We start from the raw sequence: 15,783 nt of genomic DNA, 5'->3' as shown, positions 1-15,783 counted from the left end.
CATTCATGGGGACCTGAGGAATGTGGACCTTCCAGAACGGAAAAAAAGCCATTGCCGGTGAATTAATTCATCAGCCCAGCAATTCGCTCAAGGGAATGAAGTTGACACGATCACCCTCGTTCAACGTAGTACCTTCCAACACTTCCACCAGCCCCTCAGCCCACGCGGCGCTGCGCAGCACGCCGGAGCTCTGGTTGTGGTAGATAATCGCTCGCCCGTGTTCCAGGCGCCCGCGCAGATATTCACGACGGCTGCCCGCCTTGGGCCAGACAAATCCCGCCGGCACCTCGAAGCGCAGTGGCTGCACCGCCTCGACGCCCTGGCGCCGCAACAGATATGGCCGGGCGAGCAAGGCGAACGTCACCAGGGTGGACGCCGGGTTGCCCGGCAAGCCGATCACCGGCACACCTTGGAAATGACCGAACGTCAGTGGCTTGCCAGGCTTGATCGCCAACTTCCACAACGCCAGCTCGCCCTCCTCGCGCAACGCAACGCCGAGAAAGTCAGCCTCGCCCACCGAAACACCGCCAGTGGACAAAATCAGGTCCACTGAACCCAATGCCGCCAGCCGTGTACGGGTCTGCTGCAGATCGTCCGGCAGGATGCCGGCGTCTATCACCTCACAACCGAGGCGCTCCAGCCAACTGCAAAGCACGCGGCGATTACTGTTATAGATCTGCCCCGGGCCCAGCGGCAGGCCCGGCTCGACCAGTTCATCACCGGTAGACAATACGGCCACACGGGCGCGCCGCACCACCTCCAACTGAGCGCATCCCAGGGAAGCGGCAAGGCCCAATTCGATCGGACCGAGTCGCGTTCCCAAGGGCAAGACTTCTTCGCCGACCGTGGTTTCCTGGCCTTGGGGCCGAATGTTCTGACCCACACGCAACGCTTGGCTAAAATGCACCCGCTGATCCGCCTGGACCTCGACGTTTTCCTGCATTTCCACGCAGTCGGCACCCGGTGGCACCGGCGCGCCGGTAAAGATTCGCGCGCAGGTACCCGCCACCAGCGGCTCTGGCGCAACTCCCGCGAAAATACGTTGGCTTACCACCAGTGGCTCGCCCGTCCAATCGGCCAGCCGCAGCGCGTAACCGTCCATGGCACTGTTGGGCCATGGCGGCAGATCGAGTGTGGATACCAGCGCTCGAGCCAATACACGGCCCTCGCAGGTAGCCAGCGGCAAGCGTTCCTGCTCGCGGATCGGAGTAGCTCCGGCCAACGCCAGCAAGCGCTCGAGGGCATCTTCCAGCGGCATCAGTGCGCCGCTCTTGCCGGGCTTATCCACGGGATTCACACGGTGCGGCCTGCTTGAGATGCGCGACGAAATTGCACGGGCGATGGCGCGCATCCAGTTGCTCGGCGAGAATCCCGTCCCAACCGGTGCGCACAGCATTGGTGGAGCCCGGCAGGCAGCACACCAGGGTACCGTTGGCCAACCCGGCCAGCGCTCGCGATTGCACGGTGGAGGTGCCAATATCGGCCACCGAGATTTGCCGGAACAGTTCGCCAAAGCCGTCCACTTGCTTGTCCAGCAAACAACTGACGGCTTCCGGTGTGCTGTCACGGCCGGTGAAGCCGGTGCCACCTGTGATCAACACCACCTGCACCACGTCCTCGGCGATCCAGTGGGCAACTTGCGCGCGGATTTTGTAGAGATCGTCTTTGAGCAATACCCGCTCGGCCAGGTGATGACCGGCAGCAAGCAGACGGTCGACGAAGACCTGTCCGGAGGTATCGGTTTGCAGGGTGCGAGTGTCGCTGACGGTCAGTACAGCAATATTCAAGGGTACGAAAGGCACATCAGCCTTGGCTTTCATGGCTTGGTCCGGTTGTCGAAGGAACAGTCCGATGTTATATCACAGCCCCCTATTTCACTGCCGCAGCGGAGCCGTCATGCCACTCAATTGTTCCACCTTGCCTTGCTCGGTCCTGCTGCTGGCCGGCGGTCGCGGCCAGCGCATGGGCGGTCAGGACAAAGGCCTGCTCGACTGGCAAGGGCAACCGCTGATTGCCCACCTGCATCGACTGGTACGCCCATGGACGGATGACCTGATCATCTCCTGCAACCGCAACCAGCCACAGTACGCTGCCTATGCAGACCGCTTGGTCGGCGATGACAGCCCCGACTTTCCAGGTCCGCTGGCGGGCATTCGAGCCGGGTTGGCGGTAGCTCGCCATGCGCATCTGCTGGTGCTGCCCTGCGATGTGCCGCAAGTCGATACAGGGCTGTTGAACGCCATGCTCGAGCAAGCACAACAGCATCCACAGGTGCCCTTGATGCTACGTCACGGTGACTTCTGGGAGCCCTTGCTCTGCGTCATACCGACACAGCTGGGAGCGCAGATTGAAAACGCCTGGCTGGCTGGAACGCGCAGCCCGCGGCAAATCCTGCTGGATCTGGGCGCCCAGGCCCTGGTTTGCCCCGCAAATGACCCGCGGCTGGACAATTTCAACACACCAGAGTTGTTGCACCCCCGACCCAGCGTGTCAGAATGAGCCTTGAACAAGGAACTTTGCGCGCGTTCTATACGTCACAAGGTCGGTAATCAAAACAGTATTCTCTCGGAGACAGACTCATGACCCAACGGACCATCGCCGCTTTCATGCTTGCACTGGGCCTCGCTACCCTTGCCGGTTGCGCTTCGCCAACAGTGATCACCCTGAATGACGGTCGCGAAATCCAGGCTGTCGATACCCCTCAGTTCGACGAAGACTCCGGCTTCTACGAATTCGAACAACTTGATGGCAAGCGCACCCGGATCAACAAGGATCAGGTTCGCACCGTTAAAGACCTGTAAGTCTTAGCGCCAGATACAACGAAGCCCGCTTTTGAGCGGGCTTCGTTGTATCTGGCGCCTGGAAACCCTCACCACTCAAGGGCGATCTCACTGTTGAACCGGCGCTCGACCCCACTCACCGGATCGATGAAGCGCACGCCCTGGGCCAGTAGCTTGAGCGGGTTGGCATAATCGTCCTTGGCGTCCTGAATGACCTCGGGGTAGAACGGATCGTTGCAGATACTGGCCCCCAACGCCGTCATATGCACCCGCAACTGATGCTTCTTGCCGGTCACCGGAAACAGCCCATAGCGCCATAGATCACCATTGCGTTCCCGGACCTGCACCGCCGTTTCCGTGTTGCTGGCGCCAGCCACTTCCTGCATGCGGAAGAAGGGTTCGCCGTCCACCAGGCGACTTTTGTGCACCAGGGGAAAGCTCAGGCCTGGCAGCGCGGGTGCAATGGCTTCGTAGAACTTGTCGATCCGACGAGTCGGGAACAGCTGCTGATACGCAGAACGCGTCTGGGGGTTGGCGGAAAACAGCACCAGCCCCGCGGTGTGACGATCGATGCGATGCAGAGGCACCAAGGCCGGGTTATCCATGCGTCGGATCAGGCGCCGCAACAAGGTTTGTTCAACATACTCACCGGCAGGTGTGACCGGCAAAAAGTGCGGTTTGTCCGCAACCACCAGATGCTCGTCGGCATACAGGATTGTCTCCTGTACCGGGATCGTTTTTTCATCCGGGACTTCGCGAAAGTAATGGATGCGCAGGCCTTCCTTGTAGGCCAGATCCACGGTAATTGGCTGGCCGTGGCCGTCGAGCACTCGGCCACGGGCAATACGGTCCAGCCATTGTTCACGGCCAATGGCGCGAAAGTGTGCGCACAAGCAATCCAGTACCGTCGCCCAGGGGCCAGGCGGCAGGTACAAGGTGCTAGCCTGGTTCTGCGAAGCGGAAAAACCAGTATCGGACATACGAATGCTCAAAACCTGAAAGTACAGGTGAGCATTATCTCCCATGAGCGCGCGCCAAGCCTGGAAAATCTCAAGCCTTGGCCAATTCGGCCCGCAGCAGTGGCGACCCGTTGGCAGCCTCGGTGTATTCCTTGAGCCAGCGCAGCACATCCACTGCCTCCCAGCGACCGGGATCGTATAACGCGTACAACAAGCCTTGGTAGCCGACCACATCCAATTGCCGGTGGTACCCGGCACGCTGGAACAGTGCCTCGATTTCCGCAAAGCAGGTATTGAAATGCACTTTGTTGAACGGCGTCTTGCCTTCCGTGACCAGGCCATCGCGGCGCAGCTCAGTCACCGCGTCCCCCACCACATCGGCGGACATGCGATTGACGCTGCTTTTCAGTTGTTCGACATTCACCACGGGCGTTCCCTCTCACTCAATCACTGTACAACCATACAGTAACCGAATAATCAGAAACCTTCCATTGGAATAGCACTAGCCTGAAAGAAAGCCGACCACTTGCCTGGTATCAAAAGGCCAGCTCAGTTCGGCTCCCGTATCCACCCGGCGCAGCACCGGAATACGCAGCCCATAGGTTTCGAACAGGGCTTCAGATTCGGCAATGTCCACCAACTCCACCAGCAACCCATGCTCGACCAACGGCATGAGTTCTTCTTCAGCGACTTCACAGAGATGGCAACCCAGGGTGCCGAACAGTTGACATTCAGGAGGCATGATGAACAAACCGAATCAGAAACCGGTGTTCATTCTAGGCCGCCGGAAAAACCTCGTCGAGTCATGACAAACACCTGATGCAGATCAGCATGACCTATAACTCATTCAGCGATTCTCGCGACCTTTTGCCGCAACACCCCCAACGGAGATGTTTGTGTTTGCCAACCTGCTGATCATTCTTGCCTCATCCCTGGTGGTCATCGCGCTGTTCCGCCGGCTGCAACTGCCCCCTGTGCTCGGCTACCTGTGCGTGGGGCTCGCCGTCGGGCCAACTGCCCTTGACTGGGTCAACGACAGTGAAGACCTGCCAGACCTCGCCGAACTGGGGGTGGTGTTTCTGCTGTTCTCCCTGGGCCTGGAGTTTTCCCTGAGCAAAATGCTTGCCTTGCGCCGAGTGGTGTTTGGCCTGGGCAGTCTACAAGTGCTGTGTTGTGGATTGCTGCTGGGAGGTTTGCTAGTACTCATGGGCCTATCGCTCAACACAGCCCTGCTACTGGGCGCCGGGTTGGCGCTATCGTCGACCGCCATTGTCAGCAAAGAGCTGACCAGCCTCGGGGAGATTTTCAGCAGCCACGGCCAGAATGCGATCGGCGTACTGTTGTTTCAGGACGTGGTGGCGGTACTGTTGTTGACGCTGGTTCCGGTGTTCGCCGGCAGCAGTGATCAAGCCTGGTATTGGGCATTGCCCGTGACCCTGGGCAAGACCGTGCTGCTGTTTTTGGGGTTGCTGCTGGCCAGCCGTTGGTTGTTGCCACGCCTGTTTCATGAAGTGGCCGCTTCCCATTCGGCAGAACTGTTTGTGCTGCTGGCCCTGGTAATCGTGCTGCTCACGGCGTGGCTGACGCATCTGCTGGGTCTGTCCCCTGCCCTGGGGGCGTTCCTGGCAGGCATGTTATTGGGAGAAAGCCACTACCGGCATCAGATCGAAGCAGATATACGGCCCTTCCGCGACATTCTGCTGGGGCTGTTTTTTGTCAGTATCGGCATGCTGATCGACTTGCAATTGTTCCTCAGCCACAGCCTGCAGATTCTCGGCCTGACCCTTGCCTTGATACTGATCAAGGGCGGTATCGTCGCCCTGCTGGTCAAGCTGCGCGGCAGTGACCGTGAAACTGCCTGGCGCAGCGGCCTGGCGTTGGCTCAAGGGGGTGAATTCTGTTTCGCGCTAATGGCGCAGATGCAGCTGAACAACCTGCTGCCCGCCGAGAACAGCAGCATGCTGCTGGCGGCGACCTTCTGCTCGATGCTGCTGACTCCGTTATTACTCAGGGCCGCTCCCGGTATCGCCCGGCGCCTGCACCGCAAACCCAACCAGCAAGTCCAACTGGAAGAAATCACCGCCCTCAACGCCGAGCTGCGAGGACATGTATTGATCTGCGGCTATGGCCGGGTGGGCCAGGCCATTGGGCGTTTCCTGCGCAGCGAACAACATGCCTTCATTGCCCTGGACGACGACCCGGAGCGGGTCCGGGAAGCCACCACCGAAGACAGCAGCGTGCATTATGGCGATTGTCGTCGTGGCGAGCTGCTCAGTGCGGTGGGACTCGAACGGGCACGCTTGTTGGTAATTGCCGTGGACAACACTGATGTGGCCCTGGCGATACTCAAGGAAGCACGACGTATCAACCACAAAGTACCGATCCTGGTGCGTACCCGCGACGACAGCCAACTGACCGAACTGAAAGCCGCCGGGGCCAGCGAAGTGGTGCCCGAGTTGCTGGAGTCCAGCCTGATGCTCGCCTCACATGCGCTGATCATGTTGGGGTTGCCAGACCAGCAAGTACGCAACCGGGTCGACGAGGTCAGGCACAACCGCTACCGCTTGCTCCACGGTTTCTACCAGAAGACCAACACCGACCGAGACGGCCCCATCAATCCTGACTGACAGCGCCGATCTTGTGGATCGACAAGTCCGCGCCGTAGTACTCCTCTTCCTGATTCAAGCGCAAGCCACAGATATGTTTGATCAGGCCATACACCAATAAACCACCAGCCAGGGCGACGACAACTCCCAGCGCGGTGCCGATCAACTGGCTGATCAGGCTCACGCCACCCAGCCCACCCAAGGCGCTCTGCCCGAAAATCCCACAGGCAATCCCGCCCCATACACCGCACAAGCCGTGCAGCGGCCATACGCCCAGCACATCATCAATCTTCCATTGATTCTGGGCAGCGATGAAGCACCAGACGAACAAGGCTCCAGCGACGACACCAGTCACCAGGGCGCCTACGGGGTGCATGAGGTCGGAACCTGCACAAATCGCGACCAGGCCGGCCAACGGACCATTGTGCAAAAAGCCAGGGTCATTACGCCCGATTACCAGCGCTGCCACGGTACCGCCAACCATTGCCATCAACGAGTTGACCGCCACCAACCCGCTCACCCCGGACAAGGTCTGCGCGCTCATTACGTTGAACCCGAACCAGCCGACGATCAATATCCACGAGCCCAATGCGAGGAACGGAATACTCGATGGGGCGAACGCCACCAGGCGCCCGTCCCGATAACGTCCCTGGCGCGGCCCGAGTAACAACACGGCCGCCAGTGCCAGCCATCCGCCCATGGCATGCACCACCACAGAGCCGGCAAAATCATGGAACGTGGCGCCAAAGTTTGCCAGTAACCAGCCTTGCAGCCCGAAATTGCCGTTCCACACAATGCCTTCGAAAAACGGGTAGATGAACGCCACGATCAATGCGGTGGCAAACAGCTGTGGAGCAAACCGCGCACGCTCGGCAATGCCACCGGAGATAATCGCCGGGATGGCCGCCGCGAAGGTCAACAGGAAAAAAAACTTCACCAGGCCATAGCCATGGTCGGCACTAAGCACCGCAGCCGGCTGCATGAAACTGACGCCGTAAGAGATCCAATAGCCTATAAAGAAATAGGCCAGGGTCGAAACGGCAAAGTCACTGAGGATCTTCGACAGTGCGTTGACCTGGTTTTTCTGCCTGACAGTACCGACCTCCAGAAACGCGAAGCCGGCATGCATGGCCAACACCATCACGGCGCCGATCAGAATAAACAGGGTATTGGAACTGTGGATCAGCGTGTCCACCGCACTTTGCACATTTTCCATGGAGTTGGCAGACCTGCAATTTAGGAAAAAGCACCAAGACAGATCATTGGCCGCATGCCGCGCACTAAATTGGCGCCGACGGTTGCACGCGATTGAAGGGGTATGAACCGCTTTAACGCAGCGCAAGCAATGACTACCGGGTTTTTTCACGAGTTTTAGTTATTTAGGGTAAGGTTTTTCATGGCCTTCGCCGAAACCGCCCAGATTCAGCGCAAGCCCCGGGGCTCGCGCACCAAGGCAAAGCAAAAGCTGTACCAGACAATTGCAGTGAACCTTCACCGATACCGGTGACTCGAAACCAAAACCATTGAAAGCACCAGACAGCCACCCACGGAGATAACCATGGCCAGCAAAACGGCAAAGACTGCTCAAGAGATATTGATGGAAGACTTCCAGACCCTGGTCAGCGATACCGAGAAGCTATTGGACGATACCGCGGTATTGGCCGGTGACCAGGCCGATGAACTGCGTACCAAAATTCACGACAGCCTGCTCAAGGCCCGGGAAACCCTGCAACTGACTGAGGACTCCTTGCGCGAACGCGGCAAAGCCGCAGTCACCGCTACCGAAGACTATGTCCAGGCCAATCCGTGGCAGTCCGTCGGCATCGCAGCCGGTGTCGGGTTTCTGATTGGCCTGTTGGCCACAAGGCGCTAATCATGGCTATCGGTGAATCCGGCTCCTCCTCGGGCCCAAGTTCTTCATCGCGGCGCCTGGGCGCAGCTGTTCTGGGGCTGCTGCACAGCCATGTCGAGTTGTTCGGCATTGAGTTGCAGGAACAAAAAGCACGCACCGTCAGCCTGCTGTTGTTCGCCGGCCTGGCACTGGTGTTTGCCCTGTTACTGTTGGTGGGATTATCGGCGCTGGTGATGATTCTCGTGTGGGATACCTATCGCCTGACCGGGATCATCAGCCTATGTGTTTTCTATGTGCTCGCCGCAGCCTTCTGTGGGTTGCGCTTGAAGGCCGCGGTGTTCGATGAGTCCACACCGTTCCATGCCACGCTCGAAGAGCTGGCCAATGATCGGGAGCGCTTGCTGCCATGAGTACGACTGAACTGCCGCAGACCAACTCCCGGCGGGAAATGCGCAAGGCGTTGATTCGCTTGCGCATGGAAATGCACCGCCAGGAAATTCGCCATGAGTCGCAGCAAATGTTGCTGCCGCTGCAAAAGGTGAGAAACCTGGGCCAAAGCTGGCATGAGGGGTTTGGCATCAAACATGCGCCGCTGTGGGGCGTTGCGGCCGTGACGCTGCTAGGGTTCTTTACCGGCAAAGGAGCCAAGGGAGGAAGCCTGAGCACCATGACCCGCCTGGTACGACTCAGTGCCGGCCTCATTCCCTTGATCAAGCTGGCCATGCAGGGGGCTGCTCGCAAGCCCTGATCGATGCTGGCTGTTGGGAGGAGTCAAGCCTGGCTTCCTCATTGAGGGGCCGGTTTTTTTCATGCCGACCATTCGTACGTCGCTCAATCGACGATGCTCCACTGCAAGGCAATTCTTCGACAACGGTCAGCGTTTACTGTTAATCAATATTGACGCCGTTGGCTTGCGGTTTTTTGCTTGCTCCCGGCAGGCTGAACCGGGAAGCTGAAGGCTGTCATTTACCGCATGGAGAGACCACGCCTTGGATTGGCCCACCCTGCTTACCCGCGAACGTCTCGGGAAATCCCTGCATAGCCCGCAAGAACTGGGGCGCAGCCCCTTTCATAAAGACCATGACCGGATCATCTTCTCTGGTGCCTTCCGCCGCCTGGGCCGCAAGACCCAGGTACATCCGGTCACGAGCAACGACCATATCCATACCCGACTGACCCACTCCCTGGAGGTCAGCTGCGTCGGCCGGTCGCTGGGGATGCGTGTCGGCGAAACCATTCGCAGCGCCCTGCCCGACTGGTGCGACCCCAGCGACCTAGGCATGGTAGTGCAATCGGCCTGCCTGGCCCACGACATCGGCAACCCGCCGTTCGGCCATTCCGGTGAAGACGCGATTCGCCACTGGTTCCAACAAGCCTCAGGTCGTGGCTGGCTGGATGACATGAACAGCGCCGAACGCAATGACTTCCTTAACTTCGAAGGCAACGCCCAGGGTTTTCGCGTGCTGACACAGCTGGAATACCACCAGTTCGATGGCGGCACTCGCCTGACCTACGCGACCCTTGGCACGTACCTGAAGTACCCCTGGACCGCCCGCCATGCCGACTCCCTGGGTTACAAGAAACACAAGTTCGGCTGCTACCAGAGCGAACTGCCGATCCTTGAGCAAATCGCCCAAAAATTAGGGCTGCCGCAACTCGAGGAGCAACGGTGGGCGCGTCATCCCCTGGTTTACTTGATGGAGGCTGCTGATGATATCTGCTACGCCCTGATCGATCTGGAAGACGGCCTGGAGATGGATCTGCTGGAATATGCGGAAGTCGAATCGCTGCTATTGAATCTGGTGGGTGACGATTTGCCGGAGACGTATCGCCAACTCGGCCCCCTGGATTCCCGGCGACGCAAGCTGGCGATCCTGCGTGGCAAGGCCATCGAACATCTGACCAATGCCGCCGCACGCGCCTTCGTCGAACAGCAGCCAGCCTTGCTCGCCGGCACCTTGCAAGGCGATCTGGTCGAGCATATGCATGGCCCCGCCAAGCGTTGCGTACTCAATGCCAAAGACATGGCGCGCAAGAAGATCTTCCAGGACAAACGCAAGACCCTCCATGAAATCGGCGCCTATACCACCCTGGAAATTCTCCTGAACGCCTTCTGCGGTGCAGCCTTGGAGCAACATGGTGGCCGCACACCGTCCTTCAAGAACAGAAGGATCCTGGATTTGCTGGGCAACAGCGCGCCACATCCGGATTGGCCGCTTCACCGCTCATTCATGCGAATGATCGACTTCATCGCGGGCATGACTGACAGCTATGCCAGCGAAATGGCACGTGAGATGACCGGGCGTTCACATTCGCAATAAGCGACAACTCTGCCAGCTTGCGCTGGCAGAGCATTCATCTCAAGGAAACTGCCTACACAGGGACCAGAGCAAACTGATCGCCCATCCCAGATTCTCGATAAATAATTACCAGAATATTCACCGAGTTCTTATCTACTGTTGCGCTTAGCTCCTACATACCTACAACTCAACGCAGGGTCGACACCTGGCTCACAGGCCCACCCCATGCAGATCCAGGCTGGAATCCTTCCAGCATGCGCTCCCCCCACGGAACTTCCTATGCTCGAACAACAACTGCGCATCTTGCTGGTGGAGGATCACCCTTTTCAACTTCTGGCTATCCAAAGCCTGCTCAACAGCTTCGGCTTCAATCAATTGACGCCCACTGAAAATGCCGAGCAGGCGATCAGACTGATGGCAAAAACTGATATCCCATTCGATATCATGCTTTGCGATCAATGCCTACCCGACATGACCGGGCTCGCATTGGTGGAAATAGCCAGTCGCGCAGGGTTTATCAAACACGCCATATTATTAAGCGGGCTACCCGCCACAGAACTGGAAGCCCTGAAAACTCAAGCGCTGGAAAGCAACATACCGTTACTGGGTTACTTGGCAAAACCACTGGACAAGGAAACATGGACCCAAATGGTACGTATGTCCGGGCTCGCACGGGACAACCAACCACTCTTTGAAAACGAGCATTATTCCAACAGAAGTGGCTGACATCCTCCTGTTAGATTTCATACTACGTTACCTAAACTCCACGTAGGAAATTAAACACGAGGCGATACGAAATATCAAACTTAACGAAACCACAGCACTACCAACTCCACGTTCATAACCCTCCGCCCAGCAAACTCTTACACCGCAACCAAGAATGCCTTGGCAGAAGGTAGTCCGACACCCTATTTTATGTGGGATTTTTCCTGTTTTGTACCTGCCCAGCCTTCCCTTCATGCTCCTACCCTGCCTTCTGAGCTAATGTGCGCGCTTATTTACATCTGCGTGGAATTGGATCATGAACTCAGTTTTTATTATCGACGATCATCCTGTTATCCGACTAGCAATACGAATGTTACTGGAACACGAAGGCTACAAAGTAGTTGGCGAAACCGACAATGGCTGCGATGCAATACAGATGGTCCGCGAATGCCTTCCAGACCTTATAATTCTTGATATCAGCATTCCGAAACTCGATGGCCTGGAAGTACTTTGCAGATTCAATGCAATGAGTACGCCGATGAAAACCCTGGTTCTCACAGCCCAATCTCCAACGCTGTTCGCCACACGTTGCATGCGATCCGGTGCCGACGGCTATGTTTGCAAAGAGGGTGACTTGAGTGAGCTTCTGAGTGCCATAAGGGCAGTTCTATCTGGATACAACTACTTCCCAAGCCAGGCGTTGAATACCAGCAACCCTGAAGAAGGTTGCAACGAAGAGCTTGAACTTTTCAGGTCTGTCAATGATCGGGAATTAATGGTTTTGCAACTTTTTGCACAAGGGCGCACAAACAAGGAAATCGCCAAAGGTATGTTCCTCAGCAACAAGACCGTGAGCACTTACAAAAAGAGACTAATGCAAAAACTAAAAGCAAAGTCCTTGGTAGAACTTATCGAGATGGCAAAACGCAACGCGTTAGTGTGAGAGACCGGATGTCAAGGCATTTAAAGTACTATTTAATCATATTAAGTACCGGCCTGTGTTTGAGTACTTTAGTGTCAGCCACCCAAACCACTCCAGAACGTTACTCGCTGCTGAGTCGTATAAGCAATGCTCCACTGGCTACTACACTGAACCAGACACAGCACCAATGGCTGCAAAACAAACGGGAACTGGTGCTGGGAACATCGGCCCCCGACTACGCGCCGTTCGACGTGACCGTCAGCGGCCGTGACTATGAGGGCATCACCGCCGATTACGCCGGCATCATTGCGAAGACCCTCGCACTGCCCGTCAACGTAGTGCGCTACCCGTCGAGAGAAGCCGCGATCGAGGCACTGGAAGCGGGAGATATCGACATACTGGGGACCGCCAACGGCTTCGAGGCTGTAAATCCCAACATCGTCCTATCGAGACCTTATGCCGTAGACCAGCCTGTGCTGGTCACTCGCGAAGGAGAAAATACTCCACTCAATAACGGACTTGCCGACATCCGGCTAAGCCTTGTCTACCATTACCTACCCTTGGCGGAAGTCGAAACGCTTTATCCAGACGCCATTATCCAGACTTATCCGTCCTCTCAAAACGCGCTGAATGCCGTGGCTTTCGACCAAGCCGACGTATTTCTCGGCGATACCATTTCCACCCACTATATGATCAACAAGGGTTATCTGAAAAACATCCGGATGGCCAATTTCGGCGAGCATGAGGCCTATGGTTTCAGCTTTGCAGTACATCGCAACCAACAAGTCCTGCTTAGCGTCATCAACTCGATTCTGTCCGGCGTTACAACCAATGATCGTGAAAGTATCTCCAAGCGATGGAGCGCCGGTAGTGACATCTTGTTGACCGACCAGAAGCTGAAACTGAACCTGCGAGAGGAGCGCTGGCTCAAGCAGCACCCCGTGGTGAAAGTCGTGATCAATGAAACCTTCGCACCACTGACCTTTCTGGATACAAATGGTCGTTTGCGTGGCATCACTGCCGATCTTCTGGAGTTGATCCGACTACGTACCGGGTTGCGCTTCGAGGTGCAAAACACTCGCAGCGTCAGCGAAATGATCGAGCAAATCGAAGCCGGTGATGCAGATATGATCGCGGCAATCCTCCCCAGCCCAGCAAGGGAAACCAGGCTGAATTTCAGCCGGCCCTATCTGGAAAACTCTTTTGTCTTGCTGTCACGCAAAGAGCCTGGCACGCCTTCAAGCCTGGAGCAATTGGCCGGTAAACGCCTAGCGGTTACCGAAGGAAATCCTCTGATAAGTTATCTGCAGCGCGAGTTTCCGCAGATCATCCTCGTGGAAGTCAGCGACACCTTCAAGGCAACAGAAATGTTAGCCCGCGAGCAAGTGGACGGTGCCGTAAACTCGCTGGTAATCGCCAATTATTTCATCTCCTCACACGTGTTCCAGGACAAGTTGCAGATCAGTTCCAGTATCGGCACTCAACTCGCATCCTTTTCATTAGCAACCTCTCGCGGCGCCACCGAACTGAACTCGATCCTCGACAAGGCACTGCTGAGTATCGCCCCCGATGAGCTAGGGGTCATCAACAGTCGCTGGCGTGGTTACGCGGCGGCGCCCGACAGTTACTGGCGCAACTATCACCGGCTGATTTTCCAAATCATCATGGGCGCCGGGCTCCTGTTGCTGACTTCATTGGCCTGGAATGCCTATATGCGCAGGCAGATCAAACAACGCCAGATGGCAGAACGTGCGCTTAACGACCAATATGAATTCATGCGCGCCTTGGTCAACGAAACGCCTCACCCCATCTACGTGCGTGACTGCGACGGCTTGCTCCAGATCTGCAATGACAGCTACCTGCAGGTTTTCGACGTCAAGCGTGAGGACGTGATTGGCAAGTGCATCACTCAGATGGGCCTGGACATTGATTCGGAAGCCAAGCAATACCACGCCGATTACCAGCGGGTGGTGAAAGAAGGCAGCTCCCTGATCCTCGATCGGCCACTGCACATCCATGGGCAGAAGTTGACGATTTATCACTGGATCCTGCCGTATCGCAATTCCCTCGGCGAGGTCCAGGGCATTATCGGCGGCTGGATCGATATCAGCGAGCGACGACAACTGTTCGATGAGCTGCGCGCTGCCAAAGATCGCGCAGATGAAGCCAATCGTGCCAAAAGTACGTTTTTGGCAACCATGAGCCATGAAATCCGTACGCCGATGAATGCGGTCATCGGCATGCTTGAACTGACGCTCAAGCGCGCCGATCATGAAGGATTGGATCGCCCGGCCATCGAAGTTGCCTACAACTCCGCTAGAGATTTGCTGGAGTTGATCGGCGATATCCTGGATATCGCGCGGATCGAATCCGGTCGCTTAAGCCTGGCACCAGAACGTGTCAACCTGCGGGAGTTGATCGAGTCGGTGATACGCGTTTTCGATGGCTTGGCGCGCCAGAAAAGCTTGCGATTGCTGCTGGAGTTCAATTCCGGCGTCAGCGAAAGCGATGTGCAGATAGATCCCCTGCGCTTCAAACAGATTCTGTCCAACCTGGTAAGCAATGCCATCAAGTTCACCGAACAGGGCGTAGTGAGGATCAAGGTGGACGTCCTTTCCACCCTGCAGCCACAACAAATCGAAATGAAGCTGGTGGTCGAAGACACAGGAATCGGCATCAGCCGCAATGATCAGCAGCGGCTGTTCGAACCGTTCTCCCAAGCCGACAACGCCGGGCACCTGGGCAGAAGCGGCGCGGGCCTTGGACTGGTGATCTGTCGCAGCCTGTGCGAAATGATGGGCGGGGAACTGACGCTCAGCAGCGTGCCTAGCATCGGTACCGAGGTTTTTGTCTCACTCAAGTTGACCAGTCTGCCGCCTGCCCAGTCTTTGATCGAGTTGCAGCCGGCGGCCCAGAATGCAGCGGTGCTGAGCGTACTGGTGGTGGATGACCACCCTGCCAACCGCTTGCTCATGTGCCAGCAACTGGGTTTCCTGGGCCATCAATTTACCGCTGTCCAGCACGGCGCAGCGGGTTTCCAGGCGTGGCGCCAGGCACACTTCGACCTGATCATCGCCGACTGCAACATGCCGATCATGAACGGCTATGAGTTGGCTCGCTCGATTCGCGAGCATGAACAACGGGAAAATCTCGAGCCTTGTATCATCTTGGGCTTTACCGCCAATGCCCAACCAGAAGAAAGGCAACGTTGCAAAGACGCCGGCATGAATGATTGCCTGTTCAAGCCCATCAGCCTCACGATGCTGGAGCGCCACCTGGCCGACATCACCCCCAAGCCGCCCTGCGAACTCTTCGAGTTCGGCAACCTGAATGCTCTTACTGGCGGTGATCCCTTGCTAAGCCAGCGACTGCTGGGAGAACTGCTCAAAAGCAGTCGTCATGACCGCGAAGAGCTGATGTCAATACTGGAACAAGGCTCGCGCCAAGACCTCATCGATCAAGCCCACAAGATCAAAGGCGCCGCCAGGATCGTCCAGGCTCGCAGCTTGGCAGAGCAGTGCGAAATCCTGGAGCAGGCTGGCGAGGGCGTCGAACAACCGCAAATCGACGCTTGGGTCAAATCCATCGAAAAAACCATGCTGGAACTTGAACGCACCCTGAAAATGCAACTGGACCACCCACCGTCACACTGAGAACCA

At 57.0% G+C, this 15,783-nt stretch carries 16 protein-coding genes; 10 read left to right on the top strand and 6 right to left on the bottom strand.

Features of this window, described 5'->3' with window-relative positions; all coding sequences use genetic code 11:
* Positions 1-70: 70 nt before the first annotated feature.
* Positions 71-1,258 carry a gephyrin-like molybdotransferase Glp gene (glp, locus tag OQ460_RS09050; protein WP_410021961.1) on the bottom strand — a complete coding sequence of 396 codons (1,188 nt, stop codon included), beginning with the start codon at positions 1,256-1,258 and terminating at the stop codon, positions 71-73.
* 22 nt (positions 1,259-1,280) lie between these two features.
* A complete protein-coding gene (gene moaB / locus OQ460_RS09045) occupies positions 1,281-1,820 on the bottom strand; it encodes a molybdenum cofactor biosynthesis protein B (RefSeq protein WP_410021468.1) in 540 nt (179 codons plus the stop codon).
* Positions 1,821-1,896: 76 nt separating this feature from the next.
* Between moaB and mobA the strand changes: the two genes are divergently transcribed.
* Both mobA and OQ460_RS09035 read left to right on the top strand, forming a co-directional pair.
* Complete coding sequence (gene mobA / locus OQ460_RS09040) at positions 1,897-2,499, top strand: molybdenum cofactor guanylyltransferase MobA (protein ID WP_410021467.1); 603 nt, start codon at positions 1,897-1,899, stop codon at positions 2,497-2,499.
* An 80-nt stretch (positions 2,500-2,579) separates the two neighbouring features.
* Entirely contained in the window at positions 2,580-2,801 is a 222-nt protein-coding gene (locus OQ460_RS09035; protein ID WP_339531873.1) for a YgdI/YgdR family lipoprotein, read from the top strand.
* Positions 2,802-2,869: 68 nt separating this feature from the next.
* Here OQ460_RS09035 and OQ460_RS09030 read toward each other — a convergent pair whose 3' ends face one another.
* The 3 genes from OQ460_RS09030 to OQ460_RS09020 form a co-directional block, all read right to left on the bottom strand.
* A complete protein-coding gene (locus OQ460_RS09030; protein WP_410021466.1) occupies positions 2,870-3,760 on the bottom strand; it encodes a pseudouridine synthase in 891 nt (296 codons plus the stop codon).
* 70 nt (positions 3,761-3,830) lie between these two features.
* Positions 3,831-4,166 carry a transcriptional regulator gene (locus tag OQ460_RS09025; RefSeq protein WP_410021465.1) on the bottom strand — a complete coding sequence of 112 codons (336 nt, stop codon included), beginning with the start codon at positions 4,164-4,166 and terminating at the stop codon, positions 3,831-3,833.
* Positions 4,167-4,241: 75 nt separating this feature from the next.
* Entirely contained in the window at positions 4,242-4,481 is a 240-nt protein-coding gene (locus OQ460_RS09020) for a glutaredoxin family protein (RefSeq protein WP_410021464.1), read from the bottom strand.
* A gap of 154 nt (positions 4,482-4,635) precedes the next feature.
* On the opposite strand from OQ460_RS09020, the gene OQ460_RS09015 reads away from it, so the two are divergent.
* A complete protein-coding gene (locus OQ460_RS09015) occupies positions 4,636-6,366 on the top strand; it encodes a cation:proton antiporter (RefSeq protein ID WP_410021463.1) in 1,731 nt (576 codons plus the stop codon).
* On the opposite strand, the gene OQ460_RS09010 is transcribed toward OQ460_RS09015, so the two are convergent.
* Positions 6,353-7,561 (bottom strand): ammonium transporter, encoded by a 1,209-nt coding sequence (locus tag OQ460_RS09010; RefSeq protein ID WP_410021462.1) that lies wholly within the window; start codon positions 7,559-7,561, stop codon positions 6,353-6,355. The two genes, OQ460_RS09015 and OQ460_RS09010, sit on opposite strands and share 14 nt — an antisense overlap.
* Before the next feature lie 342 nt (positions 7,562-7,903).
* Between OQ460_RS09010 and OQ460_RS09005 the strand changes: the two genes are divergently transcribed.
* The 7 genes from OQ460_RS09005 (at position 7,904) to OQ460_RS08975 (ending at position 15,777) form a co-directional block, all read left to right on the top strand.
* Complete coding sequence (locus tag OQ460_RS09005) at positions 7,904-8,218, top strand: DUF883 family protein (protein WP_410021461.1); 315 nt, start codon at positions 7,904-7,906, stop codon at positions 8,216-8,218.
* A gap of 2 nt (positions 8,219-8,220) precedes the next feature.
* Positions 8,221-8,607 carry a phage holin family protein gene (locus OQ460_RS09000; protein ID WP_410021460.1) on the top strand — a complete coding sequence of 129 codons (387 nt, stop codon included), beginning with the start codon at positions 8,221-8,223 and terminating at the stop codon, positions 8,605-8,607.
* Positions 8,604-8,945 (top strand): hypothetical protein, encoded by a 342-nt coding sequence (locus tag OQ460_RS08995; RefSeq protein ID WP_410021459.1) that lies wholly within the window; start codon positions 8,604-8,606, stop codon positions 8,943-8,945. Before OQ460_RS09000 ends, OQ460_RS08995 begins: the two co-directional genes overlap by 4 nt.
* A 241-nt stretch (positions 8,946-9,186) precedes the next feature.
* Positions 9,187-10,518, top strand: coding sequence for a deoxyguanosinetriphosphate triphosphohydrolase (locus tag OQ460_RS08990; protein WP_410021458.1), 1,332 nt, complete (start codon positions 9,187-9,189; stop codon positions 10,516-10,518).
* A 258-nt stretch (positions 10,519-10,776) separates the two neighbouring features.
* Entirely contained in the window at positions 10,777-11,223 is a 447-nt protein-coding gene (locus tag OQ460_RS08985) for a response regulator (protein WP_410021457.1), read from the top strand.
* Positions 11,224-11,518: 295 nt separating this feature from the next.
* Positions 11,519-12,145: a response regulator gene (locus tag OQ460_RS08980; protein ID WP_410021456.1), complete on the top strand. Its 627-nt coding sequence runs from the start codon at positions 11,519-11,521 to the stop codon at positions 12,143-12,145.
* 8 nt (positions 12,146-12,153) lie between these two features.
* Positions 12,154-15,777, top strand: coding sequence for a transporter substrate-binding domain-containing protein (locus OQ460_RS08975; protein WP_410021455.1), 3,624 nt, complete (start codon positions 12,154-12,156; stop codon positions 15,775-15,777).
* The last annotated feature ends 6 nt before the right edge of the window (positions 15,778-15,783 follow it).

It is taken from the genome of Pseudomonas imrae (assembly GCF_046352735.2).
GTDB lineage: Bacteria > Pseudomonadota > Gammaproteobacteria > Pseudomonadales > Pseudomonadaceae > Aquipseudomonas > Aquipseudomonas imrae.
This window is presented reverse-complemented; position numbering and strand designations above follow the sequence as displayed.

Bases quoted from the DNA above. Each gene is read 5' to 3' on its own strand.
- OQ460_RS08995 (WP_410021459.1), top strand. From the start codon at position 8,604: ATGAGTACGACTGAACTGCCGCAGACCAACTCCCGGCGGGAAATGCGC.
- OQ460_RS09010 (WP_410021462.1), bottom strand. From the start codon at position 7,561: ATGGAAAATGTGCAAAGTGCGGTGGACACGCTGATCCACAGTTCCAAT.
- OQ460_RS09020 (WP_410021464.1), bottom strand. From the start codon at position 4,481: ATGCCTCCTGAATGTCAACTGTTCGGCACCCTGGGTTGCCATCTCTGT.
- moaB (WP_410021468.1), bottom strand. From the start codon at position 1,820: ATGAAAGCCAAGGCTGATGTGCCTTTCGTACCCTTGAATATTGCTGTA.
- glp (WP_410021961.1), bottom strand. From the start codon at position 1,258: ATGCCGCTGGAAGATGCCCTCGAGCGCTTGCTGGCGTTGGCCGGAGCT.
- OQ460_RS08985 (WP_410021457.1), top strand. From the start codon at position 10,777: ATGCTCGAACAACAACTGCGCATCTTGCTGGTGGAGGATCACCCTTTT.
- mobA (WP_410021467.1), top strand. From the start codon at position 1,897: ATGCCACTCAATTGTTCCACCTTGCCTTGCTCGGTCCTGCTGCTGGCC.
- OQ460_RS08980 (WP_410021456.1), top strand. From the start codon at position 11,519: ATGAACTCAGTTTTTATTATCGACGATCATCCTGTTATCCGACTAGCA.
- OQ460_RS09035 (WP_339531873.1), top strand. From the start codon at position 2,580: ATGACCCAACGGACCATCGCCGCTTTCATGCTTGCACTGGGCCTCGCT.
- OQ460_RS08975 (WP_410021455.1), top strand. From the start codon at position 12,154: ATGTCAAGGCATTTAAAGTACTATTTAATCATATTAAGTACCGGCCTG.
- OQ460_RS09000 (WP_410021460.1), top strand. From the start codon at position 8,221: ATGGCTATCGGTGAATCCGGCTCCTCCTCGGGCCCAAGTTCTTCATCG.
- OQ460_RS09030 (WP_410021466.1), bottom strand. From the start codon at position 3,760: ATGTCCGATACTGGTTTTTCCGCTTCGCAGAACCAGGCTAGCACCTTG.
- OQ460_RS09005 (WP_410021461.1), top strand. From the start codon at position 7,904: ATGGCCAGCAAAACGGCAAAGACTGCTCAAGAGATATTGATGGAAGAC.